Source organism: Pseudomonas sp. Irchel s3h14 (assembly GCF_900187425.1).
Taxonomy (GTDB): Bacteria; Pseudomonadota; Gammaproteobacteria; order Pseudomonadales; family Pseudomonadaceae; genus Aquipseudomonas.
In genome coordinates this window covers 256,050-279,302 of record NZ_FYDJ01000006.1, presented here as the reverse complement: position 1 = coordinate 279,302, position 23,253 = coordinate 256,050, and the positions used below count along the sequence as shown (strand labels likewise).

Annotated in this window: 29 protein-coding genes and 1 pseudogene; 18 read left to right on the top strand and 12 right to left on the bottom strand. The window is 58.5% G+C overall.

Going from position 1 to position 23,253, the window contains the following annotated elements:
* Positions 1–369: 369 nt before the first annotated feature.
* The gene (locus CKW16_RS32580) at positions 370–768 is read left to right on the top strand and encodes a hypothetical protein (RefSeq protein WP_095129100.1); all 399 of its coding nucleotides are present in this window, start codon (positions 370–372) and stop codon (positions 766–768) included.
* Between the two features lie 67 nt (positions 769–835).
* Here the strand turns inward: CKW16_RS32580 and CKW16_RS14865 are convergent, their stop codons facing one another.
* Entirely contained in the window at positions 836–1,582 is a 747-nt protein-coding gene (locus CKW16_RS14865; RefSeq protein WP_095129027.1) for a tetratricopeptide repeat protein, read from the bottom strand.
* A 195-nt stretch (positions 1,583–1,777) separates the two neighbouring features.
* Positions 1,778–2,236 carry a helix-turn-helix domain-containing protein gene (locus CKW16_RS14860; RefSeq protein ID WP_095129026.1) on the bottom strand — a complete coding sequence of 153 codons (459 nt, stop codon included), beginning with the start codon at positions 2,234–2,236 and terminating at the stop codon, positions 1,778–1,780.
* 138 nt (positions 2,237–2,374) lie between these two features.
* On the opposite strand from CKW16_RS14860, the gene CKW16_RS14855 reads away from it, so the two are divergent.
* Positions 2,375–3,658: an MFS transporter gene (locus tag CKW16_RS14855; RefSeq protein ID WP_095129025.1), complete on the top strand. Its 1,284-nt coding sequence runs from the start codon at positions 2,375–2,377 to the stop codon at positions 3,656–3,658.
* Positions 3,655–4,551, top strand: a complete 897-nt coding sequence (locus tag CKW16_RS14850) for an EamA family transporter (protein WP_095129024.1) — start codon at positions 3,655–3,657, stop codon at positions 4,549–4,551. Before CKW16_RS14855 ends, CKW16_RS14850 begins: the two co-directional genes overlap by 4 nt.
* A 228-nt stretch (positions 4,552–4,779) precedes the next feature.
* On the opposite strand, the gene CKW16_RS14845 is transcribed toward CKW16_RS14850, so the two are convergent.
* Complete coding sequence (locus CKW16_RS14845) at positions 4,780–5,205, bottom strand: ester cyclase (RefSeq protein WP_095129023.1); 426 nt, start codon at positions 5,203–5,205, stop codon at positions 4,780–4,782.
* Positions 5,206–5,444: 239 nt separating this feature from the next.
* On the opposite strand from CKW16_RS14845, the gene CKW16_RS14840 reads away from it, so the two are divergent.
* Complete coding sequence (locus CKW16_RS14840; protein WP_095129022.1) at positions 5,445–6,374, top strand: LysR family transcriptional regulator; 930 nt, start codon at positions 5,445–5,447, stop codon at positions 6,372–6,374.
* 182 nt (positions 6,375–6,556) lie between these two features.
* On the opposite strand, the gene CKW16_RS14835 is transcribed toward CKW16_RS14840, so the two are convergent.
* The gene (locus CKW16_RS14835) at positions 6,557–7,513 is read right to left on the bottom strand and encodes an AraC family transcriptional regulator (protein ID WP_095129021.1); all 957 of its coding nucleotides are present in this window, start codon (positions 7,511–7,513) and stop codon (positions 6,557–6,559) included.
* 199 nt (positions 7,514–7,712) lie between these two features.
* Here CKW16_RS14835 and CKW16_RS14830 point away from each other — a divergent pair, with 199 nt between their 5' ends.
* Together CKW16_RS14830 and CKW16_RS14825 are read left to right on the top strand one after the other, a co-directional pair.
* Positions 7,713–8,666 (top strand): diiron oxygenase, encoded by a 954-nt coding sequence (locus CKW16_RS14830; protein ID WP_095129020.1) that lies wholly within the window; start codon positions 7,713–7,715, stop codon positions 8,664–8,666.
* A gap of 81 nt (positions 8,667–8,747) precedes the next feature.
* Positions 8,748–9,170, top strand: coding sequence for an MAPEG family protein (locus CKW16_RS14825; protein WP_095129099.1), 423 nt, complete (start codon positions 8,748–8,750; stop codon positions 9,168–9,170).
* A 46-nt stretch (positions 9,171–9,216) separates the two neighbouring features.
* Here CKW16_RS14825 and CKW16_RS14820 read toward each other — a convergent pair whose 3' ends face one another.
* A complete protein-coding gene (locus tag CKW16_RS14820; RefSeq protein WP_305883231.1) occupies positions 9,217–9,912 on the bottom strand; it encodes a class I SAM-dependent methyltransferase in 696 nt (231 codons plus the stop codon).
* Between the two features lie 111 nt (positions 9,913–10,023).
* Between CKW16_RS14820 and CKW16_RS32575 the strand changes: the two are divergent.
* Positions 10,024–10,146: pseudogene (locus CKW16_RS32575) on the top strand (LysR family transcriptional regulator); the annotation flags it as partial.
* Between the two features lie 30 nt (positions 10,147–10,176).
* Here CKW16_RS32575 and CKW16_RS14810 read toward each other — a convergent pair.
* On the bottom strand, positions 10,177–10,710 hold the full coding sequence (locus tag CKW16_RS14810; protein ID WP_095129018.1) for a cysteine hydrolase family protein: 534 nt from the start codon (positions 10,708–10,710) through the stop codon (positions 10,177–10,179).
* 68 nt (positions 10,711–10,778) lie between these two features.
* Positions 10,779–12,506 carry a gamma-glutamyltransferase gene (gene ggt, locus CKW16_RS14805; RefSeq protein WP_095129017.1) on the bottom strand — a complete coding sequence of 576 codons (1,728 nt, stop codon included), beginning with the start codon at positions 12,504–12,506 and terminating at the stop codon, positions 10,779–10,781.
* Positions 12,507–12,641: 135 nt separating this feature from the next.
* Here ggt and CKW16_RS14800 point away from each other — a divergent pair, with 135 nt between their 5' ends.
* Positions 12,642–13,157 (top strand): methylated-DNA--[protein]-cysteine S-methyltransferase, encoded by a 516-nt coding sequence (locus CKW16_RS14800; RefSeq protein WP_095129016.1) that lies wholly within the window; start codon positions 12,642–12,644, stop codon positions 13,155–13,157.
* Between the two features lie 67 nt (positions 13,158–13,224).
* Here CKW16_RS14800 and CKW16_RS14795 read toward each other — a convergent pair whose 3' ends face one another.
* Positions 13,225–13,818, bottom strand: a complete 594-nt coding sequence (locus tag CKW16_RS14795; RefSeq protein ID WP_095129015.1) for an NUDIX domain-containing protein — start codon at positions 13,816–13,818, stop codon at positions 13,225–13,227.
* A gap of 61 nt (positions 13,819–13,879) precedes the next feature.
* Positions 13,880–14,317 carry a hemerythrin domain-containing protein gene (locus CKW16_RS14790; RefSeq protein ID WP_095129014.1) on the bottom strand — a complete coding sequence of 146 codons (438 nt, stop codon included), beginning with the start codon at positions 14,315–14,317 and terminating at the stop codon, positions 13,880–13,882.
* A 150-nt stretch (positions 14,318–14,467) separates the two neighbouring features.
* On the opposite strand from CKW16_RS14790, the gene CKW16_RS14785 reads away from it, so the two are divergent.
* Positions 14,468–14,896, top strand: a complete 429-nt coding sequence (locus CKW16_RS14785; protein WP_095129013.1) for a GNAT family N-acetyltransferase — start codon at positions 14,468–14,470, stop codon at positions 14,894–14,896.
* Between the two features lie 5 nt (positions 14,897–14,901).
* On the opposite strand, the gene CKW16_RS14780 is transcribed toward CKW16_RS14785, so the two are convergent.
* A complete protein-coding gene (locus CKW16_RS14780; protein WP_008154821.1) occupies positions 14,902–15,252 on the bottom strand; it encodes a hypothetical protein in 351 nt (116 codons plus the stop codon).
* 160 nt (positions 15,253–15,412) lie between these two features.
* Here CKW16_RS14780 and CKW16_RS14770 point away from each other — a divergent pair, with 160 nt between their 5' ends.
* The 9 genes from CKW16_RS14770 (at position 15,413) to CKW16_RS14730 (ending at position 20,440) form a co-directional block, all read left to right on the top strand.
* Complete coding sequence (locus CKW16_RS14770) at positions 15,413–15,661, top strand: hypothetical protein (RefSeq protein WP_008154823.1); 249 nt, start codon at positions 15,413–15,415, stop codon at positions 15,659–15,661.
* 20 nt (positions 15,662–15,681) lie between these two features.
* Positions 15,682–16,011, top strand: coding sequence for a DUF6388 family protein (locus tag CKW16_RS14765; protein ID WP_095129012.1), 330 nt, complete (start codon positions 15,682–15,684; stop codon positions 16,009–16,011).
* Positions 16,012–16,046: 35 nt separating this feature from the next.
* Positions 16,047–16,751 carry a YoaK family protein gene (locus CKW16_RS14760; protein ID WP_095129011.1) on the top strand — a complete coding sequence of 235 codons (705 nt, stop codon included), beginning with the start codon at positions 16,047–16,049 and terminating at the stop codon, positions 16,749–16,751.
* 211 nt (positions 16,752–16,962) lie between these two features.
* The gene (tusD, locus tag CKW16_RS14755; RefSeq protein WP_008154829.1) at positions 16,963–17,355 is read left to right on the top strand and encodes a sulfurtransferase complex subunit TusD; all 393 of its coding nucleotides are present in this window, start codon (positions 16,963–16,965) and stop codon (positions 17,353–17,355) included.
* A gap of 1 nt (position 17,356) precedes the next feature.
* Positions 17,357–17,719, top strand: coding sequence for a sulfurtransferase complex subunit TusC (tusC, locus tag CKW16_RS14750; protein WP_095129010.1), 363 nt, complete (start codon positions 17,357–17,359; stop codon positions 17,717–17,719).
* Positions 17,719–18,012 (top strand): sulfurtransferase complex subunit TusB, encoded by a 294-nt coding sequence (gene tusB / locus CKW16_RS14745; RefSeq protein WP_095129009.1) that lies wholly within the window; start codon positions 17,719–17,721, stop codon positions 18,010–18,012. Before tusC ends, tusB begins: the two co-directional genes overlap by 1 nt.
* Positions 18,009–18,344, top strand: coding sequence for a TusE/DsrC/DsvC family sulfur relay protein (locus CKW16_RS14740; protein WP_095129008.1), 336 nt, complete (start codon positions 18,009–18,011; stop codon positions 18,342–18,344). The genes tusB and CKW16_RS14740 overlap by 4 nt, the downstream gene beginning before the upstream one ends.
* Positions 18,341–19,342, top strand: a complete 1,002-nt coding sequence (locus CKW16_RS14735; protein WP_095129007.1) for a glycosyl transferase family protein — start codon at positions 18,341–18,343, stop codon at positions 19,340–19,342. Before CKW16_RS14740 ends, CKW16_RS14735 begins: the two co-directional genes overlap by 4 nt.
* Positions 19,343–19,432: 90 nt before the next feature.
* A complete protein-coding gene (locus CKW16_RS14730) occupies positions 19,433–20,440 on the top strand; it encodes a glutathione S-transferase family protein (protein WP_095129006.1) in 1,008 nt (335 codons plus the stop codon).
* Between the two features lie 128 nt (positions 20,441–20,568).
* On the opposite strand, the gene cysG is transcribed toward CKW16_RS14730, so the two are convergent.
* Together cysG and serS are read right to left on the bottom strand one after the other, a co-directional pair.
* Positions 20,569–21,963, bottom strand: coding sequence for a siroheme synthase CysG (gene cysG, locus CKW16_RS14725; RefSeq protein ID WP_095129005.1), 1,395 nt, complete (start codon positions 21,961–21,963; stop codon positions 20,569–20,571).
* The gene (gene serS, locus CKW16_RS14720) at positions 21,964–23,244 is read right to left on the bottom strand and encodes a serine--tRNA ligase (RefSeq protein WP_046049411.1); all 1,281 of its coding nucleotides are present in this window, start codon (positions 23,242–23,244) and stop codon (positions 21,964–21,966) included.
* Between the last annotated feature and the right edge of the window lie 9 nt (positions 23,245–23,253).

The following is a 23,253-nucleotide window of genomic DNA, read 5'->3' as shown; positions in this document are numbered from 1 at the left end:
GCGACTGCCTAGCCCCCCGTGCTGACTTTCCCTCCTCGCGGGCTAGCGATTTGAAATGTGAGCTTTTGCCCTACGGGGGACCGGATGGTTACTGTCCAGTGACCTTTTGGCCGTTTTCTGCCTGTCGCGAATGACCGGTCTGGGTTGTGGATTCAACCGGTCGATGCAACAGATTGGCTAAATCGTTCAGCGGGCGTTTCGTAGTTTAGTGTTTTCCGAGGGCGGCTATTTAAGCAGCGGCTCCCTAGAACTTTTCCTTATTTATCTGTCTATGTGGATAGGCACATCCGCTCGGTAAGCGCGAACCCGCAGGATTCCCGCAGCCAGATGGCCACACGTCCACTTGTCAATCAGAGGTTGTCTTCGCTCATGAAATTCCATGACCCACGAATGATGCTCTTCGGCCTGTTCGCGTTCGCGGCAGTGGGCTCGGCATCAGCAACACAAATGAAGACCTCAACCCCTGTTTTCGCAACTGAAGTCACAGCCGTTCAGGCTCCTGTTCAGGCCGCCGGCAACCCTTGGCCGACCTTGGCCAGTATGGCCGACAAGCAGCCAGGGCCGTTGCTTGCCCATGACGACCGATACTGGCATGACGACCGTTCGCACGATCGTAGACGCGATTGGCGCCGAGACGACTGGCGTAGAGATCAGTGGCGTAGAGAGCAAGCCCGCCGAGAAGCTGAACGCCATCGTTATTGGGAGCGCCACCACGATCGGGCCATGCGCCACCGCTACGAGGACGATCGCCGCTACTATCGTCGCTAGTGCGAAGCCACGGGATTATCCGCCTGCAACACCTGCGACTTAACCGGCCAGAAGGACACTCAGAAACTCAACCGCGCACCAGGTAGGCTCCTGACGGAACCCGATGTCGCAGCTTCTTGCACTTGCCGGGTGCGGGCTGATGCCCGGGCGGGCGATCAGGAAACCAGATTCGGCATTTACCCGGTGGCGGCCAATGGCCGCGGGGGATCTCAACCTCATCGTACGCGGGCTCTGGCTCTACGGAAGCCACTGGCAATTCTCCTTCGGGCCGTGGCCTGCCAGCCGTCGGCGAATCCGATACGGTCTCTGCGTTTGCGCTAGCAAAGTTGCCAGCGTTGGATTGTTCAGCAGCGGCCATTTCTGCTTCGCGGCGCTTTTGGACCTCTTCTTCGAGCCCTTTCTGTACGGCGACCAGGTCCTCTTTGGCGTTGGGTGAGGTACTCGAAGCCTTGGCCTGCTGCGCCGCCTGGATCAATTGGAAGTTGCGGTTGCGTAACTCGACGTTGCGGCCAACCCGCATGTTCGAGCGCGCCGCCAACGTTTCAGCCTGCTGGTACTGCCCCTGCTGAAGACGCAACACACCGAGGTAATGCAGCGTCGCGGGATTGTTCGGCTGGATATGCAGGGCACGCTCCAGCGTGGCAGCGGCTTGGTCCAACTGACCACTTTCATACTGCCGCGAGGCAGTTTCGATTAGCGTGGTTGATGCGCTGTTACTTTGCGAGGGCGCTCTACGCTCGGCAGCAACCGAGCAAAGCGACGCAACGGCGCAGAACGCCAGGAGGAGACCCGGCAGAAAACTCTTGGTTGGCATCAGGGGGCGAACTCGGATGATCTCGGACGGCACTGCCGTAAAACAGGCCACCTGCGCTGCTCGGCATCGCCGATACAGGGCCCCTGTTGACCTGGCCAGTACCCTGAAGTTCCCGCTGCAACGGCCACTGCGGATGGCGTGGAATTCGCAGGCCACCGCAACCCGTCTGATTTTTTACCACCCCACCCTGTCGATTCACGAATCGCCGTCAACAAGTCTCACTCTGTGGCAGTCAGACGGTCCAAGTTTTTGACCGCTTGATGAGCGAACATCAATCGGCATCAGGGGCTGGCCGGACTCGTTGTCTATCAGCACAGAACGCGTCTCCTGCGGCTCGAACAGGAACCGTTCGCCCCACTGCCTCATGCTGACCACAACCGGAAAGATCTCCCGTCCTTTGTCCGTAAGGACGTACTCCTTGTAGGCGCTTCCATCTGACGCCGGCCGAACGTCGAATACCCCGACCTCGACCAACGTTTTCAGCCGCGATGCCAGAATATTTTTGGCCACGCCCAAGCTCTTTTGAAATTCGCTAAATCGGCGAATGTCATCGAAAGCGTCGCGGATGATCATGAGCGACCATCGATCCCCAATGGCCTCCAGTGTCCTTGCGACCGGGCATTCGCTGCGTTGCGGTGAAGCGTCTTCGACCATCTTTTTTGACCTTCCGGAGTGTGGATTTGCCAAGTATGTCCACCAGCCTGGTGCGATGTGGTTGCAATTTAAAACCTGATTCGACAACAATTGAATCTAGTTCTTAATTGAAACCAGTTTAACGCCATGGAGGTGTACATGACAGCAGATGCCGACTCAGCCACTAAACAGTTCTCCGGGCAGCCTCCGGGATTGCTGCATTCGGATACCGGAGAAAGCAGCAGGACCGACCGGTCTCCGGGGCTTTCCCCGTCGCTCACGTTATTGTTTTCTGTCACCTGCGCGCTGGCTGTAGCCAACGTTTACTTCGCACAACCGTTACTCGATTCAATGGCTCAGAGCCTGGGCGTGGCCTCATCAATGATCGGAATTGTCGTGACTGCTACTCAGGTTGGTTACGCGCTGGGGTTGCTGTTCATCGTCCCACTGGGCGATTTGGTAAACCATAAGCGGCTGATTCTGACTCAGGTAGTGCTGTCTGCGGTTGCACTCGCGGCGGTCGGTGCAGCTCAGCAATGGCTGGCCCTGCTGGGTGCCATGATCGTGATGGGCTTACTGGCAGTGGTTGTTCAAGTACTTGTGGCATACGCCGCCGTGTTGGCAACGCCATCACAACGGGGGCATGCAGTGGGGACAGTAACAAGTGGAATTGTCCTGGGCATTCTTCTGGCGCGGTTTACTTCTGGCCTGATTGCGGACATCGCGGGCTGGCGCGCCGTTTATTTCGTTTCCTCAGGATTGATGCTGACCATCGCGGCGGTGCTGTGGAAAGTGGTTCCTGTCACGGCGCCGCCAAGGCACCAAGACTCCTACCTGGCGCTCATAAAGTCGGTATTCAAACTCTTCATCACCGAACGCACTTTACGCGCCAGGGGCCTTCTTGCCTTACTGATCTTTGCCGATTTTTCCGTGCTGTGGACAGCCATGGTGCTGCCGTTGAGCGCCCCGCCGCTGTCGCTTTCACACACTGCCATCGGCATGTTTGGATTGGCCGGCGTCGCCGGTGCCCTTGCTGCCAGAAGAGCCGGTCGCTGGGCCGATCAAGGTTTGGGACAACGAGTTACCGGCATTTCGCTGGGGCTCCTGACGCTTTCCTGGCTGCCCATCACTTTTGCCGAAACGTCACTGATAGCGCTGGTCTGCGGTGTAGTACTGCTCGACTTCGCGGTGCAAGCAGTACACGTCACCAACCAGAGCCTCATTTTTGCTGCACGACCCGACGCCCAAAGTCGCATGGTCGGCGCATACATGTGCTTCTACTCGGCCGGGAGCGCGCTGGGAGCCGCAGCCGCGACCCAGGTTTATGCGCTTTGGGGCTGGATAGCAGTAAGCCTGCTGGGCGCCTTGATCAGCGCTACTGCCTTGGTTCTGTGGTTTCTCACGTCTCATTTTTCAACGACCCATCAAGGAAGATCAGCATGAAAGCCAGGCACCTGCTACTCGCCATCTCGATTACTGCCATTTGGGGCGCGAATTTCTCGGTTATCAAACTGGGGCTCACCACCGTTGACCCATTCATTCTTGCCGGCATTCGCTTCACGCTATGCGCGCTCCCGGCGATCTTTTTCATTCCGAAACCTGATGTGCAGTGGCGCTACATCATTGGTTACGGCCTGGTCTTCGGTATCGGACTTTGGGGCGTCGTTAACCTTGGCATCAAGTCTGGTCTTTCCGCAGGCATCGCTTCGCTGGTGCTTCAGTTCAGCGCGTTTTTCACCATCCTGCTGGGTTCATGGATATTCAAGGAAACCATTTCCCGCTTTCAGTACGCGGGCATGGGTCTCGCTCTGTGTGGTTTGTTGAGCATCGTCTCCATCGTTGATGGGACAGTAACGACGGCCGGACTGATCCTGGTGCTGCTGGGAGCGGTCGCCTGGAGTGCGGCCAACGTGATCAACAAAAAAGCCAAGACCACGCAGGTCTTCGCTTTCCTGGTGTGGTCGAGCGCGTTTTCGCCCATCCCTCTTTTCGCTCTTGATTACGTTGTCAACGGCTCGACGGGGTACAGCGCATTGGTGAATCAACTCGACTACCGCGCCGTCCTGTCGATCCTGTTCCAGGTATACCCCAATACACTGTTCGGCTACTGGGTGTGGAATTCACTTATGAAACGATATCCCGTGTCTACCGTCGCGCCATTGTCGTTGTTGGTGCCGGTATTCGGTCTGCTCGGTTCAGTCATGATTTTCAATGAGACCCTGTCACTTAACAAAATCGTTGCAGTCGTTCTCATCGTGTCGGGTCTTGGCGTCGGTTTATATGGACAGCGCGTTCTCAGTGCGTTGCTCAAGCGATCTGACCGATGCCCATCGTGATGTAACAGCATGAGCTGGAGACATTCTGAACACTGCTGAAGCCCGGGGTGGCTTTCGTGCTCAAGCTTGAGCAAGAAGACACCATAGATTCAGTCAATATGGATGACTGGCTAAGGGGTCGATAGTTGTCCTTCGCGACAGGCAACTATCGGCCAACAGCGGCCTCTAACCACCGCGGAGAACATAATTTCACCACGGTGGACTTAGCTCCCTTGGGATTTAACTAAGTTACTCGTAACTGATGATTCCGAGTTGTTTCGCCATGAACAGTTCGTTCCGTTCAACGATCTCCTCGATCACTTTACCCTCGTCGTTAAACCGGAAGTACGTCAGAGCCGTCCAGGTCAGGCTTTTACCTTCTACGTTAAAGCCGTGCCATGTATTTGAGCCGGTTGCACAGTGTGTCAACGCGACGACAACAACGTCATCCGTGACAACTTCTTTGCTGAACGTAGTTTTAATCGCCTTATATCGTTCGAGAACATTTGTACTCAAGGCTCGCTTGAAGTTTTCCAAACCAACTATCGGAGCATCGCAGTCCGGTCGATGCACAACCACATCGACATCGAAATACTCGGAAACTCGCTCAACATCCTTACCATCCACACAGTATTTAAAGTAGTTCTTCACCACCTCTAGATTTTTGACGCTCATACGACACTTGCTCCTCACATTGATAACAAACAATAAATTCAATAGCTTTTTCTAGAAGGCCGCCCCACTAAAAAAGGAGTTGTATCCCAGCGGCGTTACATCAATTCGCCTAAGACCTTTTGCACACTTCACAAGTGTTTAACTGGAACGACCCTGCCAGCCAGGTACATTCTAGGAGGGGTTATGATATTCGTAAATCTAGAATATATTAGACGTGATATCGACTATCGGAATACCACATGAGTCTGGAACGGTTGGAAAAATGGGCGACAGTCAGGCATTTCCGCTTGGCGATTGCATTGTTTGAATATGGCAGTGTTTTGCACGCTGCACGCTCGCTGAACCTCTCACAACCCACGGCGAGCAAGCTACTACAGGATCTGGAAGAGGCTGTAGGAGCTCAGCTCTACACCCGAAATCGTAGGGGGGTTACGCCTACAGAACTTGGTCGGGACTTTGTGCAGCGCAGCCGGATGATCCTTGCCCAGCTGGATCATGTATCCCAAGCAATCGACGCTCTTGGAAAAGGGCATGCCGGACGTGTTGCTATAGGCAGCGTGTTAACGGGGTCAAGTTATCTTGTGCCTGCAGCCATCGCGCGACTCTGGGCAAGCCGACCAAGCATCCGCATCAAAATCGTCGATGGTGTAAGCGGCGAATTGATACCTCGGCTTATCTCGGGCGAATTGGACTTCTTGATTGGGAGACTTTCCGATGTCAGCTCAAGCGTCGTTGTCGCTCAGGAGGCGCTTTTTAGCGAAAACGCCATCATCGTTGCGCGCCGTGACCACCCTCTTGCTCGGCAACCAGAGGTCAAACTGGAAGAGCTCGCGCGCGAAGCATGGATTCTGCCTCCAATAGAAACTACTTTACGAAAGCAGTTCGATAATATTTTTCATCGAAAGGACATCAACCCACCGCATGCAACTATAGAAACAGCATCATTCTTCAATATACTTTGGTTATTAAAACAGACCGATTTTCTTGGAGTATTACCACAATCGGTTATTTCTGACCCAGCACACAGTAAAGAGCTAATTCGCCTCCCAGCTTTCGAACCTCTAATTCTGGAGCAAATTGGTGTTTCCCGACTAACAGGCGCTACATTGTCACCTGCCGCTTCCGCTTTATTGGACGCACTAAGAGAGGTTATGCACAGTACCCCATAAATGGGGGAATACCTTCTGTGAGAGAAGGAGTTCTAATCTTTGCAATAGCCCATCGTATTGATGGACAGCCTTGAGGACAGGCAGCAATCGACCCAAACTGCCGTTGACCAAAGGCAGATATCGGCCATGAGGAGACACTTGCTGCCTGGCTTGATCAGCGTGTCCATCGGCACCGGACCTTCTCATGCTGATTGTCTGCGCCAGGTGCCGGGTGATGTGCCGAACTGGCGTTTGAATGCGCGACTGAATGCAGCTTCGGATTCGTAGCCAACTGCAAAGCCGATTTGCGCCACATTACCGCGACCTTCGCGCAGGTGTTGAGCCGCCACGTGCATGCGCCAGAGCGTCAGGTATTGCATCGGTGGCTGTCCGACCAATGCCGTGAATCGCTCCGCGAATACCGAACGCGACATGCCCACTTCAAGCGCCAGGGCTTCTGCCGTCCAGCCCTCGGTTGGACGAGCATGGAGCAGCGCCAGTGCGCGCCCGATATGCGGATCCCGCAAACCCGCCAGCCACCCGCGCCGTTCAGCGGGGAGGTTCGCGACATACTGGCTGACGGCTTCGACGAACAGCAATTCAGATAGCTTGGCGATGACCGTTGTTGAGCCGACACGCCCCGCCGCGATCTCACTGACAGCGAAACGGAATGAGCTTTCAATCCAGGCTCCCGAAGCCGTCGCGCGCACGTCTAACTTCAATAAGGATGGCAGCGACGAAAGCAACGGACTGAACGGTGTTTCAGAGCCGAGGAATCCGCACAATAACTGTGTGACCTCGCCGCCCCCGCCGTACTTGATTCGTGAAATGCCGCCGACTTCCGGCGGCTGAATAACGTCGCGCGCCGACATGGGCGCAATACTTAGATCACTGCCAAAAGTATGAACGTCATTGCGAGGAAGCAGAATGAGTTCGCCTGCCCGTACGTCGAGGGTGGCGCCATCGTCGATTCGCAAATGCATGTGCCCCGCCGCGACAAAATGCGACGCAATAATATGTCGAGGTGCCGCCAGGAACGGTTTGCAATCGTCTGCAGAGATTCTTCCGCTGATGCACCAGGGCGCAGTGAACTCCGCCTCGAGGAAGACCCCTCCAGACAGCCGAATCACACGCAAGACATCAGAAAGCGCATCCAACAATTGCCAGCCCTCCTTTCCGGAGTCCGGAGCATGTAATCAGGCGCACTGGTCATTCACCGCCTGAACTGCGAGGCCCAGATTAGCACCAACGCGGACACTGTGATCGAGGCGATCCCCAGATGCTTCACCAGTGGTCATTGACTCCCGCGTTAACCGTAATTGGCCCACTCCAACTCGACCACGGAAGCCGGAGATCAATATGAACACCGCAGCGACCCTACCCAGCTCAGATTCGGGCAACGCCGCCCGTTATGCTCAAATCGTCAGATCATCGAAGAAAGCGGAATGGCAGATCGATCGCGATTTGCTACAGGACCGCAGCTTCGACTTCTCGCGCAAATTCTTGCCCGACGGACTATCGAGGATCGACCGCCTGACCTTTCTCGCCGCAGACGAGGCGCGCCTGCTCAGCCAGATTCAGGGCCGAACCTATGCGTATATCTTTGGCCTGGTCGAGCGTTTTATCAGTGCCAAAATGCTCGATCAAGGTCGGGCCCATGTCTTTGACGATCAACTCGCACTCGAAGCGCTGGTGCGCTTTTCCAACGACGAGATCAAGCACCAGGAGCTGTTCCGGCGCATTGAGACGATGATTGGTACGCAATTGCCAGCAGGATATCGTCAAGTTGCCGATCCAAACGATGTGGCGCGCGCGGTACTGGCGGCCAGCACCTGGTCGGTGTTGGCGCTGACCTGTCATATCGAGCTGTTTGTTCAGACGCACTACGTGCAAAGCATCGCCCCGCGCGAGGAGTTGTGCCCACTCTTCAAGGATGTCTTCAAATTTCACTGGAAGGATGAAAGCCGGCACGTCGTACTCGATGAACTCGAGTGGGAGGCGGAGCACGCGAAACTCTCGCCAACCGAGCGCGACCAGGCAGTGAACGATCTGATTGCGCTGGTGGCGGCCGTCGACGCAATCCTGCAGGCACAATCGGCATCCGATGCCGACTACTTCATTCGAAATGTTTCACCATCGTTCAGTGTCGATGAGACAGCGCAAATCAAAGCCTCCGTGCTGAGCGCCTACCGCTGGCAATACATTATCTCGGGCGTGCAGCATCCACACTTTGGCCGGCTGCTGACGCGCATGACAACGCCAGCACAGATGTCCAGGATTCAGACCGCACTGGCACCCATCATGAGCAATTGATCGACAGGGGCCGGCCGACCGCGCGTCGGCCGCGCGGCTGTGGGATGACGTGCTGAAAATGATTGATTGAGGATGGCAGCCATGACGATTCCGATGTGGATGCTGCTTGGATTTGCGACCTGGACTTTACTGCTGTTGATGGCAACCGTCGGGGTGTATCGCTGGGTCGGTATCTTGTTCTCAAATGTTCCGATTGCCTCTTTCCGAAGCGATCAGCTCGAAGGCGAGGATTGGTATCGGCGTGGGACAAGAGCACACGCGAACTGTGTGGAAAATCTGCCTGTCTTTGGCGCCATCGTGTGGGTGATTTCAGCCCTTGGTGTCGACGGCCCCGCAGTGAGCTACTTGTCGACAATCGTCCTGATCGCTCGCGTGTGCCAGTCTCTGGTTCATGTATGCCATGTGCAAACCGATACGTTCGTGGCGGTTCGGTTTACCTTCTTTTGCGTGCAGTTGGTCTGTTTTCTCGCACTCATTGTTATAGCCGCTTGTTACGGCGTATGAAGACTCAAACCAGGGGCGATTTTTTCGTACAAACCCTGGACCGTGCTCACGCCAGCAGCTCGGTGATCCACCGGGCCTGCCGGACGACGTCTTGCACCTTCTCCTCGGGAACGGCCTGCCGCGCACGGGCGAACTGGGTCAGGGTCTTCTGCTTCTCGCGCAGTATGCGCTGCCACTTGATCAGGAACGCCGGGCTGCGTGCCTGCATCTGCAGCGGGCCGAAGTACAACTCCTCGGCGGTGTACATCACCGGCCCGGCGCGCTCGGCGACGATGATCTCGTAGTCGAAGCGATTTTCCCGCAGCAGTTCCTCGCAGAGGATGCAGTAGCCATTTTCCATCAGCCATTGGCGCAGTGGCTGCTCGCCGCCGTTGGGCTGCAGAATCAGGCGCTCCTGGCCGCTCAGGCGCGCCTTGCCGCTGTCGAGGATGTCGCGGATCGTCTCGCCGCCCATGCCGCAGATGGTGATCGCCGTGACCCCGTCTCCCGGCTCGATCGCCGCCAGACCATTGGCCAGGCGCACGATGATCCGCTGGTCCAGGCCGTTTTCGCGCACGGTGCGTTCGGCCGAGTGGAACGGCGTCAATGCCACCTCGCCGGCCACCGCCGCCGCGATAGCGCCACGGCGCATCAACGCCACCGGCAGGTAGCCGTGATCCGAGCCGATATCGGCCAGGCGAGCACCTGCTGGCACATGCGCCGCCACGCGCTCCAGGCGCTGGGACAATGTCTGTTCGTTCAACTGCAGTTCCTTTTCACCACGAATGTCCGGCACCTTTGGCCGGATCGGGGCGCGATTCTGTCGGGTAACGCCGTGCATTTCAAATTCCTGCGACCAGGGCCATGGCTCGACCTGAATCCTGAGCTGTTGCGCTATGAGGTCGGCTTTCATGCGGCCGTCAGGCATTCAGCACGTCAGCGCGATTTGGTCAGTGCTTTTCTGACTGAGTTGATCGACATTTTCGGGGCCGTGTAAGCGTCAACGGGGGCAAGCGCCTCGCCAGTTTCAGATCCGGATTTCGCTGGTCGGCAGGACGTCGATCCGCGCCACGGGTCCCGTCAAGTGCGCCAGGTCTGCGTTGTGCTCGGCGATGATCTCTTCGGCGGCGAGGTTGCCGTTGTCGACAGTCGAATGCGCATCGGCGGCGAGCACTACGTCATAGCCCAGGTTCAGGGCCTGGCGGACAGTGGCGTTGACGCAATAGTCGGTTTGCAGCCCGCAGATGATCAGGCGGTCGGTGCCCAAATCCTGCAATTGGGCTTGCAAGTGGGTCCGGTAGAACGAGTCTCTATTGGTTTTTCGCACGCGAAGGTCTTGCGGCGAAGTCTTCAGGCCTTCGGCCAGTTGCCAGCCTTCGGAACCGTGTTGCAGCATGTCGCCCTTTTCTTCGTGCTGGATGAGGATGACCGGGATGCCTGCTTCGCGAGCCTTGACACTGAGGTCGTTGATGTTCTCGATAACGCGCTTGATCTCAAAACATGCGTACTCGCCAGTGCACAGGGCTTGCTGGACATCGATGATCAGCAGTGCGGTAGCCATGGTCCCGTCCTTGAAAAGTCAGTGGATCAGGGGACGAAAATAGATCCGTCCCCTTTTAAAAACAACCCTCAATAACCGAGCGATAACCCGGTATTACGACGCGGATCGTTCGCCCCATAGAAGCGGTTTTTGCCCACCGGTTTGCCTTCCAGGGAAGGCGCGCCGACCAGAATCGCCGCCAAATGGTTGGCGTCCTGTGGCCCGGCAAACTTGTGCCCCCAACTTTCGAGCATCTTCACCGTATCGGGGCTGGTAGTGAAGGTCTCAAGGTTGGTCTCTTCCGGCAACCATTGCTGGTGGAAACGCGGTGCATCGACCGCTTCCTGGATGTTCATGCCGTAGTCGATCACGTTGAGCATAGTCAGTAAGGTCGCAGTGATGATGCGACTGCCACCGGGGGTGCCGACGACCATCACCACTTTGCCGTCCTTGGTGACAATGGTCGGGCTCATGGACGACAGCGGTGCCTTGCCGGGAGCGATGGCGTTGGCCTCCCCTTGCACCAGACCGTACAAGTTCGGTACGCCGATTTTCGAGGTGAAGTCATCCATTTCGTCGTTGAGGATGACCCCGGTTTTGCTGGCCATGACGCCGGCGCCGAACCAGTCGTTCAAGGTGTAGGTCACCGACACCGCGTTGCCCCATTTGTCGACGATGGAGTAATGAGTTGTGTTGCTGCCTTCATGGGGCGCTACGCCGGGTTTGAGCTCGCGGGACACACCGGCCTTCTGCGGGTCGATGGCGGTGCGAATTTTGGTGGCGTAGTTTTTATCCAGCAGATGGGCAATCGGGTTCTTCACGAAATCCGGGTCGCCCAGGTAGCTGTTGCGGTCCACGTAGGCATGACGCATCGCTTCGATCTGGTAGTGCATGCTCTGGGCCGAATGATAGCCCAGGTCTTTCATCGGATAGCCTTCGAGAATGTTCATGATCTCGCAAATCACCACGCCGCCGGAGCTGGGCGGAGGTGCCGAGACCACATGGTAGCCGCGGTAATCGCATTCAATCGGGGCCAGTTCGCGGGTCTTGTATTTGTCGAGGTCGGCCTGGGTGATGATGCCTTTGTTGGCCTGGCTGGCGGTGACGATGGCATCGGCCACCCAGCCTTTATAGAAGCCGTCGGCGCCGTTCTGGGAGATTTCCCGCAGGGTCTTGCCGAGGTCTTTTTGCACCAGTTTCTGGCCGACCTGCATCGGCTCGCCGTTGCTCAGGAAGATCGCACCGGAATCCTTGATGTCCTTCTTGAACACGTCAGTGGCGATTTCCAGCAACTCGACATCGCCCTGCTCCAGCACAAAGCCGTCTTCGGCGAGCTTGATGGCCGGGGTGATCACTTCCTTGCGCGGTTTGGTGCCGTATTTCTTCAGCGCCAGTTCCATGCCGGACACGGTGCCCGGTACGCCAACGGCCAGATGGCCACGGGTGCTCAGGTCAGGGACGACGTTGCCCTCCTTGTCGAGGTACATGTCGGCGGTGGCGGCCAGCGGTGCTTTTTCACGGAAGTCGAGGAAGGTCTTGCGCCCGTCCGCCAACTGAATGGTCATGAAACCGCCGCCACCCAGGTTGCCCGCTGCGGGATAAACCACCGCCAGCGCGTAACCGACCGCTACCGCGGCATCGACGGCATTGCCGCCGTTCTTGAGTACATCGACGCCCACATGACTGGCCAGATGCTGCGCGGTGACGACCATGCCGTTTTCGGCCGCGACCGGCGCCACGGAGGCCGCGTAAGCACTGAGGCAGCTGAGCGCCAATGAGGTCGCAATCAGCGATTTGGCAAAAGGTTCGAACTTCATGAGTCGGTCTCTTCTTTTTTTAAGTAGGAAAACGCTTCAAGAGCAGTACGCAGTATGGCTGGGATTGCGTATTGCGCCTCCCCGTCGAGGCAGTATGCTTGCCCTCAGTTCAGCACTTTTGCGGAGTCCGCCAGCATGACTTACACCTGCACCACCCTGGCGTCCCCGGTCGGCGAGCTGAAGCTGGTCGCGAATGGCTCACGACTGACCGCCATCCTCTGGGAAAACGACAAACCGGGGCGGGTGCGACTTGGACCGATGAGCGAGGCGCCGGATAATCCGATCCTGATGCGCACCGTTCAGCAACTGCGGGAATACTTTGCTGGCACGCGCACTCGTTTTGAACTGGACCTGGATTTTGTCGGCACGGAATTTCAGAAGCAGGTCTGGGCGGCGTTGCTGACCATTCCGTTTGGCGAGACCCGCAGCTATAGCGAGATTGCCCGACAGATCGGCAATCCCAATGCAGTGAGGGCGGTGGGCGCGGCCAACGGCAAAAACCCGATATCGATTGTTGCGCCGTGTCATCGGGTGATTGGCGCTTCGGGTAAACTCACCGGGTTTGCCGGTGGTCTTGAGGCGAAGGAGCAGCTGCTGACGCTGGAAGGATGCGAATGGTCAGGTGCCGGCAGGACGGGCGATTTGTTCTGATCAGCCGCAACGCGATCTGTAGCAGCTGTCGGACGCAGCCTCGCAGGCTCGACAGCTGCTACATGGATTAGCCCGCGACGAAGATGTTTTTCATCGCCGCATACTGCAGCAGCATGATGGTCTTCGCATCGCAGATCTCCCCGCGATAAAACGCCTCGAGCGCGTCATCGAACTTCCACTCCAGCACCTCCAGCTCCTCGGTCTCCTCCTCCAGCCCGCCGCCCTCGCTGACCTTCGAAGCGGCATCGTACTCAGCGATGAAGAAGTGCAGCTTTTCGGTCACTGAGCCGGGGCTCATGTAGGCCTCGAACACCTTGTGCACGTGGTGCACGCGATAACCGGTTTCTTCCTCGGCTTCTTCGCGGATGCGCTCTTCAGGCGCGGCACCTTCGAGCAGCCCCGCCGCCACTTCGATCAGCAACCCATCGTGGCCGTTGACGAACACTGGCAACCGGAATTGCCGGGTCAGCACGACGGTTTTCTTTTCACGGTTGAACAGCAGAATCGCTGCGCCGTTGCCACGGTCATAGACCTCGCGGGTCTGGCGTTGCCATTCGCCGTTGTTGCGCTGGTAATCGAAGGTGATTTTCTTGAGCAGGTACCAGTCGTGGGACAACACCTGGGACTCGATGAGGTTGACCCGCTCGGCTGTGTTCGACATGACAATGCATCCCTTTTTTCGTCAGAAGGTTCACATGTTAGGCGAAAACGAAAGCCTGGCGCTAAGAAAGCTGAGCCTTGTATTCCTTCACATATTGCCCCGCCAGCGTCTCTTTCTGTTTGTCGTCGAGCAACTTGCCGGCCATCTGGAAAAACTTCTGCTCTTCCTCTTCCAGGTGGTGATTGACCTTCTCGGCGAGCTTCTTCGCGACCGCCAGCCAGGCCGGGCTGGACATCTCGGTCTCGTCCAGCTCCTCCATCATTTCGTCCATCTCATGATGTTCGGCAATCGCATGACGGCTGAGGTCGACGCCGTTATCGAACTCCATCAGCGGGATGTAGAAGTGGCGCTCTTCAGCGGTTTCGTGGGCCTGAAGTTCGGACTTGAGTTGCTTGTAAGCCTCGACCCGCTCGGGGGTGTCGCCGCTGGTCTGGATCAGCGCATCGGCGTAGGTGCGTTGGCGGTCGTGGCTTTCGCGCAAGGCTTCGAAAATATTCACGGATAGTCCTCATAGGCCGCGTTCTGGAATGACGCTGTTTAGGCTAGACATCTGCGCGCGAACGACGGTTCCACCTGAGAGCTGGAACAACGACCCGTTGCCGCGATAGGCTTGGAAATGTTTTCCACCCTGGCCATAAGGAAATAGCTGATGACCCTGCGAATCGAACGGTCGCAAAACCCCACGGATGAAGAGCGCCAGGCGATCCTGCTGCCATTGCGCGCCTATAACGCCGCAAAAGCCGGCGTATCGACTCAGGAGCCCGTTGCCTTGCTGGTGCGTGACGAAAGCGGCGAGATTCTCGGTGGGCTTCACGGTCGAGTGTTTTACCAATGGATGTACATCGACTTGCTGTCGGTACCGGAGCAAGCCCGGGGACAGGGCATGGGCACGAAGCTGATGCAGATGGCTGAAGACCTGGCACGGGAAAAGGAATGCATCGGAATCTGGCTCGACACCTTCGACTTCCAGGCGCCGGAGTTCTACAGGAAGCTCGGCTACAGCGAGTTAGGCCAGATCGCTGACTACCCGCCTGGCCACAAGCGCTTCTTTTTCCAGAAGCGCCTGATCAATAGCTGAACGACTTACAAACAGGTCGCCAACGCCGCCAGTCGGCGCTTGGCGACAAAGTCGTCATGCTGCGCGTAATAATTCAGCACGGTGGCGGAAGCGTCAGTTTTCACGTCCACAAAGGACTCCGCCGAGCGCGTGTAAACGGTAGTGCCGCCCTTCTCGCCAGGCTGCAAATACGCGCCCGCATCGACACCGAACACCGCCTCATCCTGCCAGGAAAACTGCACACACTGGGCGACGACTTTTTCCGGTTTGTCCGACGTCAGGGTTTTGTACGGGGTTCCAGTGCGGGCGTCGTTCATCGCCGAGCCCGCGCATCCCGCCAGCAACGTTACGGCCAGCGCCACCATCAGAATTCGCATTGCGTTCGCTCATCAAGAAAAAGCGGACTGTATCACCGCGGCACGGCGTATCGTTCTGCTTTACTTCATTTATACCGCGACACCGAGTGACGATTCGCGCACCCTGTCGCGCCATTAACTCCGCATCGCCCGTTTTCCGGGCTTATTTTCTGGAAAGGTCATGACACCCAACGCCGAATATTACAAACCAACCGCTGAATATGCCGACAAGCTGATCAGCCAGATCGGTCAGACGCCGTCCTGGATTGCCAAGCGAATTGGCGTTACCGACAAGCGGATTCGTTACATCCTCGACGGCGAAAGAACCGTCAAAGGTGAAACCACGCCGATTCAAATGACGTATCCCGAGCAGTTTGCCCTCGAATGCCTGGCAGCAGCGGCCAAGGCCAGCAAGAAGCAGTCTTCGTAACCCAGCCTCAAGGAGCGACCATGGCGGCAACCGAACAGCAACACGAGCAAGCTCTGAAGAAGTTTCTCGATGAGCGCCCTGAACTGCGCGTCGAACTCGACAACCTCAACCCGCTGTTGGCTCAGGCCAAGGGCGAGACCGCGGCGCAGTACCGCGAGGAGCGCTTGCATGAAGCCTTCGAAGCCGAGGCCGAGCGCCTGGGATTGTTTGCTTGGGAGCTGACGCTGCAACTGACCGCCGCGACGCCCGAGGACTATCAGGCACAGCGCCTGGAGGTGCACAAGGAAGTGGCCGAGATGGCCGGCATGGACTGGCTGGAGTATTGCGAGTTATATGGATTAAGTAAGTGACCATAACGGTCGCTGCCTGAGGACGACCTTCGCTGATGTTGCCATCCCTCTCAACTGATCGCGCCAGTCCAGGCCATCTGCATACCCGCAAATGGCGCGGACGCATTGGCATGTCGCTGGTGGCCAGCCTGTCGGTACTCGCGGGCATGACCGACGCCATCGGCTTCATGGCCAGCGGTGATTTCGTCTCGTTCATGAGCGGCAACACCACCCGCCTCGCCGTCGCCATCAGCGATGGCGATCTGGGCCTGACCTTGCGCCTGGTGATCCTCGTCGGCACCTTCATCGTCGGCAACGCCTTGGGGATTGTCGTCAGCCGCCTCGGCGGTCGCCGGGCGCTGCCCTTGCTCCTGTGCATCGCCACGCTGCTCTGCGGCGCCGCTGCCTGGCCCTATGATGAACAACTACCAGCGCTGCTGGCCGCGATCATCGCCATGGGCATGCTCAATGCCGCCGTAGAAGAAGTGAACGGTCTCCCGGTCGGCCTGACCTACGTCACCGGCGCCCTGTCGCGCTTCGGCCGGGGGCTGGGACGCTGGATGCTCGGCGAACGGCGCGACGGTTGGCGGGTGCAACTGATCCCCTGGACCGGAATGTTTGCCGGCGCGGTACTCGGCGCCGTACTGGAACATCATTTGGGGCTCAGGGCGTTATTTGTCAGCGGACTGCTGGCCGGCGCGGTCGGGTTGCTGTCGCTGAAAATCCCGCGGCGCTGGCAGTTGGGGTATATGCCACGCTGATCTCGACTGATCGTTCCCACGCTCTGCGTGGTAATGCCTCACCGGACGCTCTGCGTCCGCTTGGGACGCGGAGCGTCCCGGGCTGCATTCCCACGCGGAGCGTGGGAACGATCGAACTGGGTGCACCTGACACATCACCTCGCGGCAAAGCCCTTCGCCGCCCCGGCGATAAAGCTTTATCATGGCCGCAGTTTTACTGATCGAGTCCGTTATGAAGTTCGCCATCGCGCTGTTTTCCGCTGCCCATGCGCCCTCCTCGCGCCGCGCCCTGCTGTTCGCCCAGGCTGCGCTGGCCGGTGGGCATGAGATTGTCCGGCTGTTTTTCTATCAGGACGGCGTCTACAACGCCTCCGGCAGCGTGGTCACGCCGCAGGATGAGCAGGACTTGCCCAAGCAATGGCGCAATTTCGTCACCGAGCATCAACTAGACGGCGTCGTATGCATCGCCGCCGCCCTGCGTCGTGGCGTGTTGAACGAAGAAGAAGCCGGGCGCTATCAACGTGAAGCCGTTGCGGTGGGCGCGCCGTGGGAACTGTCTGGTCTGGGCCAGCTGCATGACGCGGTGCAGGATGCTGACCGCCTGATCTGTTTCGGAGGCGCGTGAGATGGCTAAATCCTTGCTGATTATCAGCCGTCAGGCGCCTTGGTCCGGGCCGAGTGCGCGGGAAGCGCTGGACATCGTGCTGGCCGGCGGTGCTTTCGACCTACCGATCGGCCTTCTGTTTCTCGATGACGGGGTGTTCCAGCTCGCCGCGAAACAGGATGCCAAGGCCCTCCAGCAGAAAGACCTGAGCGCCAACCTGCAAGCCTTGCCGATGTTCGGTGTCGACGACCTGTTCGTCTGTGGCGAAAGCGTTGCGGAACGGGGTCTGAACCCGGCCGGCTTGTCGCTGGAAGAAGCTCAAGTGCTGGCAGCCCACGAAATCACCGCACTTATTGACCGTTACGACCAGGTGATCACCCTCTGATGTCGACTTTGCATGTGTTGTCTCATTCCCCGTTCGGCGACGATCGCCTGACCAGTTGCCTGCGCTTGATGGGCGCTGACGATGCGTTGCTGCTGACTGGCGACGCGGTTTATGCGTTGCAACCAGGCACCGCGCCGTTCAATGCGCTGAACGCCCGCACTCTGAAACTGTTCGTACTGGCCGAAGACGCCCAGGCCCGCGCGCTGGAGATTCCTGTCACGGTCAAGGCCATCGATTACCCGGCCTTTGTCGAGCTGTCGATTCACTACGACAAGGTCAACAGTTGGCTATGAACTCCCTGACGGTCGGCGCACGCGCCATCGAGTTGGACAAGGACGGTTTCCTGGTAGAACTGAGCGACTGGTCCTGCGACGTGGCCAGCGCCCTGGCCGCCGCCGAAGACATCGAGTTGAGCCCCGAACACTGGGAAATCCTCGAACTGCTGCGCAGTTTCTATGCCGAATTCCACTTATCGCCGGCCACTCGTCCGCTGATCAAGTACACCGCGCTGAAGCTGGGCCCGGACAAGGGCAACAGCCTGCACCTGAACCGACTGTTCAAAGGCACCCCTGCCAAACTCGCCGCGAAACTGGCGGGCCTGCCCAAACCGACGAATTGCTTATGACCGACTACCCAGCGCTGACCCTCGAAACACCCGCCGAACACCCATTCGCCCAGTTCGTGCGCATCCTAGGCAAAGGCAAACGCGGCGCCCGCGACCTGACCCGCGAAGAAGCCCGCGAAGCGATGGGCATGGTGCTCGACCACAAGGTCGAAGACACCCAACTCGGCGCATTCCTGATGCTGCTGCGGCACAAGGAAGAAAGCGCTGAGGAAATGGCGGGGTTCACCGAAGCCTTGCGCGAACGTTTGCAGACACCGGCATTAAAGGCGGATCTGGACTGGCCAACCTACGCCGGCAAGAAACGTCATCTGCCTTGGTATCTGCTGGCGGCCAAGTGCCTGGCGCAGAACGGCGTGCGCATTTTCATGCACGGCGGCGGCGCGCACACGGCGGGTCGGCTCTACAGCGAACAATTGCTGGATGAGTTGAAGATTCCGTTGTGCCGCGACTGGCAGCAGGTGGGTGTGGCGCTCGATAACGGCGGTCTGGCCTTCATGCCGCTGGTGGATTGGGCGCCGCAGCTGCAACGAATGATCGACCTGCGCAATACATTGGGCCTGCGCTCGCCGATCCATTCCCTGACGCGGATTCTCAATCCGTTGGGCGCTCGCTGTGGCCTGCAAAGCATTTTCCATCCCGGTTACCAGGCTGTGCATCGCGATGCCAGCGGTTTGCTCGGCGATACCGCGATCGTGGTGAAAGGCGATGGCGGCGAGATCGAGATCAACCCGGACGCCGACAGTCACTTGTACGGCACCACTGGCGGCGAAAGCTGGGACGAGGAATGGCCGCAGCTGTCGGCTCAACGGCACGTCAAACCGGCCACCCTCGATCCCGAGCATTTAAAAGCCGTGTGGCGTGGCGACGTGGTCGACAGCTACCCGCAAATGGCACTGATTTCGACCATGGCCCTGGCCTTGCGCGGCCTCGGCCAAACCCGCGAACACGCCTTCGAAACCGCCCAGCAGTATTGGGACGCTCGGGACAAATCGATTTAACCGATCATAAGCGCCCAACCTTTGCGCTTTTTTATCGAACCGATGCGAATAGACTCCTCTCCAACGCTTATTGGTTGAGGAGTCTTGAACATGGGTTTGTTAGTTGAAGGTCGCTGGCATGACCAGTGGTACGAAAGCGGCAAGGACGGCGCGTTCCAGCGTGAACAGGCGCAGCGTCGTAACTGGCTGACCGCCGACGGCAAGCCTGGTCCGACCGGTGTCGGTGGCTTTGCGGCCGAGGCCGGTCGTTATCACCTCTACGTGTCCCTCGCCTGCCCATGGGCTCACCGCACGCTGATCCTGCGCAAACTCAAAGGCCTCGAAAGCCTCATCGACGTGTCGGTGGTCAGTTGGCTGATGCTGGAAAACGGCTGGACCTTCGATCAGAACCTCGGATCGACCGGGGACAAGCTCGACCACTTCAATTTCATGCACCAGCGCTACACCGCCGATACCGCCGACTACACCGGCCGCGTCACCGTGCCGGTGCTCTGGGACAAACAGCAAAAACGCATCGTCAACAATGAATCGGCGGAGATCATCCGCATGTTCAATGGCGCCTTCGATGACTTGACGGGTAATGACCTGGATTTCTACCCGGCGCCGCTGCGGGGTGAGATCGACGCGCTGAACGAACGGATTTATCCGGCGGTGAACAATGGCGTGTACCGCGCAGGGTTTGCCACGTCGCAGAAGGCTTATGAAGAGGCGTTCGACGGGTTGTTCGAGGAGCTTGATCGGCTGGAACAGCTGTTGGGCGCCAATCGTTACCTGACCGGCGAATACCTGACTGAAGCTGATATTCGGCTGTTCACCACGTTGATTCGCTTTGACGCGGTGTATTACGGGCACTTCAAGTGCAACCTGCGGCGGATCGCCGATTATCCGAACCTGTCGAACTGGCTACGAGAGATTTATCAGTGGCCGGGGATTGCCGAGACGGTGGATTTCGAGCACATCAAGAATCACTACTATGGCAGCCACAAAACCATCAATCCGACGGGGGTTGTGCCTAAAGGGCCTGCGCAGGAATTCACAGCGCCGCATGATCGCGAGCGGTTGAGCGGGAAAGGGGTATGGCGCAAGAACCAGGTTTGACCCTAAGCATTTGGTGGTTTTGAAGGCCCCTTCGCGAGCAAGCCCGCTCCCACCTTTAACCGTATTTCTCAGATAGAACACGGTCAAATGTGGGAGCGGGCTTGCTCGCGAAGGAGGCGACGCGGTCCCTAGACTTGCGCCTGAGCGCCCTCGAACCACGCCAGTTTCTCGCGCAATTGCACCACTTCCCCAACGATCACCAGCGTCGGCGCATGCACCTCATGCTCCGCCACCAGACTTGGCAAATCCGCCAAGGTGCCGGTAAACACCCGCTGATTGACGGTGGTGCCCTGCTGGATCAACGCCGCTGGCGTATCCGCTGCGCGACCATGCTTGATCAACTGCTCGCAGATGATCGGCAAGCCCACCAGCCCCATATAGAACACCAGGGTTTGCGCCGGCGCGACCAGGTCGGCCCACGGCAAATCGGTGGAACCGTCCTTGAGGTGCCCGGTGACAAAACGCACAGACTGCGCGTAATCACGGTGAGTCAGCGGAATCCCGGCATACGCCGCGCAACCGCTGGCCGCGGTGATACCCGGCACGACCTGGAACGGGATTCCATGGGCTGCCAGTTCTTCGATCTCTTCACCGCCGCGACCGAAGATAAACGGATCACCGCCCTTCAACCGTACGACCCGCTTGCCTTGCTTGGCCAAATCCACCAATTGCTGGTTGATCTGATCTTGTGGCACGGCGTGATCGGCGCGACGCTTGCCGACGTAAACCCGCTCGGCATCGCGACGGCACAAATCCAGAATCGCAGGCGCCACCAAGCGGTCATACAGCACCACATCGGCTTGCTGCATCAGACGCAAGGCACGGAAGGTCAGCAGGTCGGGATCACCCGGGCCGGCGCCCACCAAATAGACTTCGCCCGTTGCCGTCGGTGCTTCACCGGCAATTTTCGCCAGCATCAAGCGCTCGGCTTCGGCGCCCTGCCCGGCCAGTTGCCGGTCGGCAATCGGGCCCTGGAACACATCTTCCCAGAACGCCCGACGCTGCTGAACATCCGGGAACAGGTGTTTGACCTGGCTGCGAAAACGCGCGGCCAGGCCGGCCAGTTGACCGTAGGTGGAAGGAATCCAGGTTTCCAGTTTGGCGCGGATCAACCGCGCCAGCACCGGCGCGTCGCCGCCGCTGGAGACCGCTACGATCAAAGGAGAACGGTCGACGATCGCCGGGAAGATCACGCTGCACAAGGCTGGCGCGTCCACCACATTGACCGGCACACAACGCCGATGGGCATCGGCGGAGACTTGTGCGTTCAGCGGTTCGTCGTCGGTGGCGGCAATGATCAGCCCGCAACCGTCCAGGTCTGCTTCAACGTAGCCTCGCACCAGACACTCGCCACCGCTGCCGGCAACCAGTTCGCGCAGTTGCGGTTCGATTTCAGGTGCGACCACCCGCAGCAGCGCACCGGCTTCGGCCAGCAGGCGGGATTTGCGCAAGGCAATCTCCCCCCCGCCGACGACCAAGACACGACTGCCGCGAAGGTTATGGAACAGCGGCAGATAGTCCATTTAGCCGATGACCTCTAGGCCACCCATGTACGGTTTCAGCACGTCCGGCACACGGATCGAACCGTCGGCCTGCTGGTAGTTTTCCAGCACCGCCACCAGGGTACGACCGACTGCCAGGCCGGAACCGTTCAGGGTATGCACCAGTTCAGGTTTGCCGGTTTCCGGGTTGCGGAAACGCGCTTGCATGCGACGGGCCTGGAAATCGCCGCAGTTGGAGCACGACGAAATCTCGCGGTATTTGTCCTGGCTCGGGATCCACACCTCCAGGTCGTAGGTCTTGACCGCGCTGAAGCCCATGTCGCCGGTGCACAGCGCTATAGTGCGATAAGGCAGCTCGAGCAATTGCAGGACTTTTTCGGCGTTGGCAGTCAGGCCTTCCAGCGCTTCCATCGAAGTCGACGGTTCAACGATCTGGACCATTTCAACCTTGTCGAACTGGTGCTGACGGATCATGCCGCGCGTATCGCGACCCGACGCACCGGCTTCACTGCGGAAGCACGGAGTGTGGGCGACGAACTTGATCGGCAACAGTTTCGAATCGACGATTTCGCCAGCGACGATATTGGTCAGCGACACTTCAGCGGTCGGGATCAAGTACAGATCGGCTTCGCCTTCGCGAGTGATCTTGAACAGGTCTTCTTCGAACTTCGGCAGCTGACCCGTGCCTTGCAGCGCCGGCGCTTGAACCAGATAAGGCGTGTAGGCCTCTTCGTAACCGTGTTCGCTGGTGTGCAGGTTGATCATGAACTGCGCCAGGGCGCGGTGCATACGAGCGATCGGGCCACGCAACAGGGCGAAACGGGCACCGGACAGCTTGGCGGCGGTTTCGAAGTCCAGCCAGCCGAACTTCTCGCCCAGGGCGACGTGGTCCTGAACCGGGAAATCGAACGCGGTCGGGGTGCCCCAGCGGCGCACTTCGACGTTGCCGTCTTCGTCATCACCGATCGGCACGGATTCGTGCGGCAGGTTCGGGATGCCGAGCAGGATCGAATCCAGATCAGTCTGGATCCCGTCCAGCTCGACTTTACCGGCGCTCAATTCGTTCGCCATGCGCTCGACGTCAGCCATCAGCGGTGCGATGTCTTCGCCGCGCTGCTTGGCCTGGCCGATGGATTTGGAGCGCGCATTACGGTCAGCCTGCAGTGCTTCGGTGCGGGTCTGGACGGTCTTGCGCTGTTCTTCCAGCGCTTCGATGCGCGCGACATCCAGCGTGTAGCCACGGGATGCCAGGCGGTCCGCTACGTCCTGAAGGTTGCTACGTAACAGTTTGGAATCGAGCATGTCGGTCTC

Bases quoted from the DNA above. Each gene is read 5' to 3' on its own strand.
- CKW16_RS14780 (WP_008154821.1), bottom strand. From the start codon at position 15,252: ATGCGAATTCTGATGGTGGCGCTGGCCGTAACGTTGCTGGCGGGATGC.
- CKW16_RS14740 (WP_095129008.1), top strand. From the start codon at position 18,009: ATGAACTCCCTGACGGTCGGCGCACGCGCCATCGAGTTGGACAAGGAC.
- CKW16_RS14735 (WP_095129007.1), top strand. From the start codon at position 18,341: ATGACCGACTACCCAGCGCTGACCCTCGAAACACCCGCCGAACACCCA.
- CKW16_RS14800 (WP_095129016.1), top strand. From the start codon at position 12,642: ATGACTTACACCTGCACCACCCTGGCGTCCCCGGTCGGCGAGCTGAAG.
- CKW16_RS14855 (WP_095129025.1), top strand. From the start codon at position 2,375: ATGACAGCAGATGCCGACTCAGCCACTAAACAGTTCTCCGGGCAGCCT.
- CKW16_RS14845 (WP_095129023.1), bottom strand. From the start codon at position 5,205: ATGAGCGTCAAAAATCTAGAGGTGGTGAAGAACTACTTTAAATACTGT.
- CKW16_RS32580 (WP_095129100.1), top strand. From the start codon at position 370: ATGAAATTCCATGACCCACGAATGATGCTCTTCGGCCTGTTCGCGTTC.
- serS (WP_046049411.1), bottom strand. From the start codon at position 23,244: ATGCTCGATTCCAAACTGTTACGTAGCAACCTTCAGGACGTAGCGGAC.
- cysG (WP_095129005.1), bottom strand. From the start codon at position 21,963: ATGGACTATCTGCCGCTGTTCCATAACCTTCGCGGCAGTCGTGTCTTG.
- CKW16_RS14810 (WP_095129018.1), bottom strand. From the start codon at position 10,710: ATGGCTACCGCACTGCTGATCATCGATGTCCAGCAAGCCCTGTGCACT.
- CKW16_RS14795 (WP_095129015.1), bottom strand. From the start codon at position 13,818: ATGTCGAACACAGCCGAGCGGGTCAACCTCATCGAGTCCCAGGTGTTG.
- tusB (WP_095129009.1), top strand. From the start codon at position 17,719: ATGTCGACTTTGCATGTGTTGTCTCATTCCCCGTTCGGCGACGATCGC.
- CKW16_RS14730 (WP_095129006.1), top strand. From the start codon at position 19,433: ATGGGTTTGTTAGTTGAAGGTCGCTGGCATGACCAGTGGTACGAAAGC.
- ggt (WP_095129017.1), bottom strand. From the start codon at position 12,506: ATGAAGTTCGAACCTTTTGCCAAATCGCTGATTGCGACCTCATTGGCG.
- CKW16_RS14860 (WP_095129026.1), bottom strand. From the start codon at position 2,236: ATGGTCGAAGACGCTTCACCGCAACGCAGCGAATGCCCGGTCGCAAGG.
- tusD (WP_008154829.1), top strand. From the start codon at position 16,963: ATGAAGTTCGCCATCGCGCTGTTTTCCGCTGCCCATGCGCCCTCCTCG.
- CKW16_RS14770 (WP_008154823.1), top strand. From the start codon at position 15,413: ATGACACCCAACGCCGAATATTACAAACCAACCGCTGAATATGCCGAC.
- CKW16_RS14850 (WP_095129024.1), top strand. From the start codon at position 3,655: ATGAAAGCCAGGCACCTGCTACTCGCCATCTCGATTACTGCCATTTGG.
- CKW16_RS14840 (WP_095129022.1), top strand. From the start codon at position 5,445: ATGAGTCTGGAACGGTTGGAAAAATGGGCGACAGTCAGGCATTTCCGC.
- CKW16_RS14825 (WP_095129099.1), top strand. From the start codon at position 8,748: ATGACGATTCCGATGTGGATGCTGCTTGGATTTGCGACCTGGACTTTA.
- CKW16_RS14830 (WP_095129020.1), top strand. From the start codon at position 7,713: ATGAACACCGCAGCGACCCTACCCAGCTCAGATTCGGGCAACGCCGCC.
- CKW16_RS14785 (WP_095129013.1), top strand. From the start codon at position 14,468: ATGACCCTGCGAATCGAACGGTCGCAAAACCCCACGGATGAAGAGCGC.
- CKW16_RS14865 (WP_095129027.1), bottom strand. From the start codon at position 1,582: ATGCCAACCAAGAGTTTTCTGCCGGGTCTCCTCCTGGCGTTCTGCGCC.
- CKW16_RS14765 (WP_095129012.1), top strand. From the start codon at position 15,682: ATGGCGGCAACCGAACAGCAACACGAGCAAGCTCTGAAGAAGTTTCTC.
- CKW16_RS14760 (WP_095129011.1), top strand. From the start codon at position 16,047: ATGTTGCCATCCCTCTCAACTGATCGCGCCAGTCCAGGCCATCTGCAT.
- tusC (WP_095129010.1), top strand. From the start codon at position 17,357: ATGGCTAAATCCTTGCTGATTATCAGCCGTCAGGCGCCTTGGTCCGGG.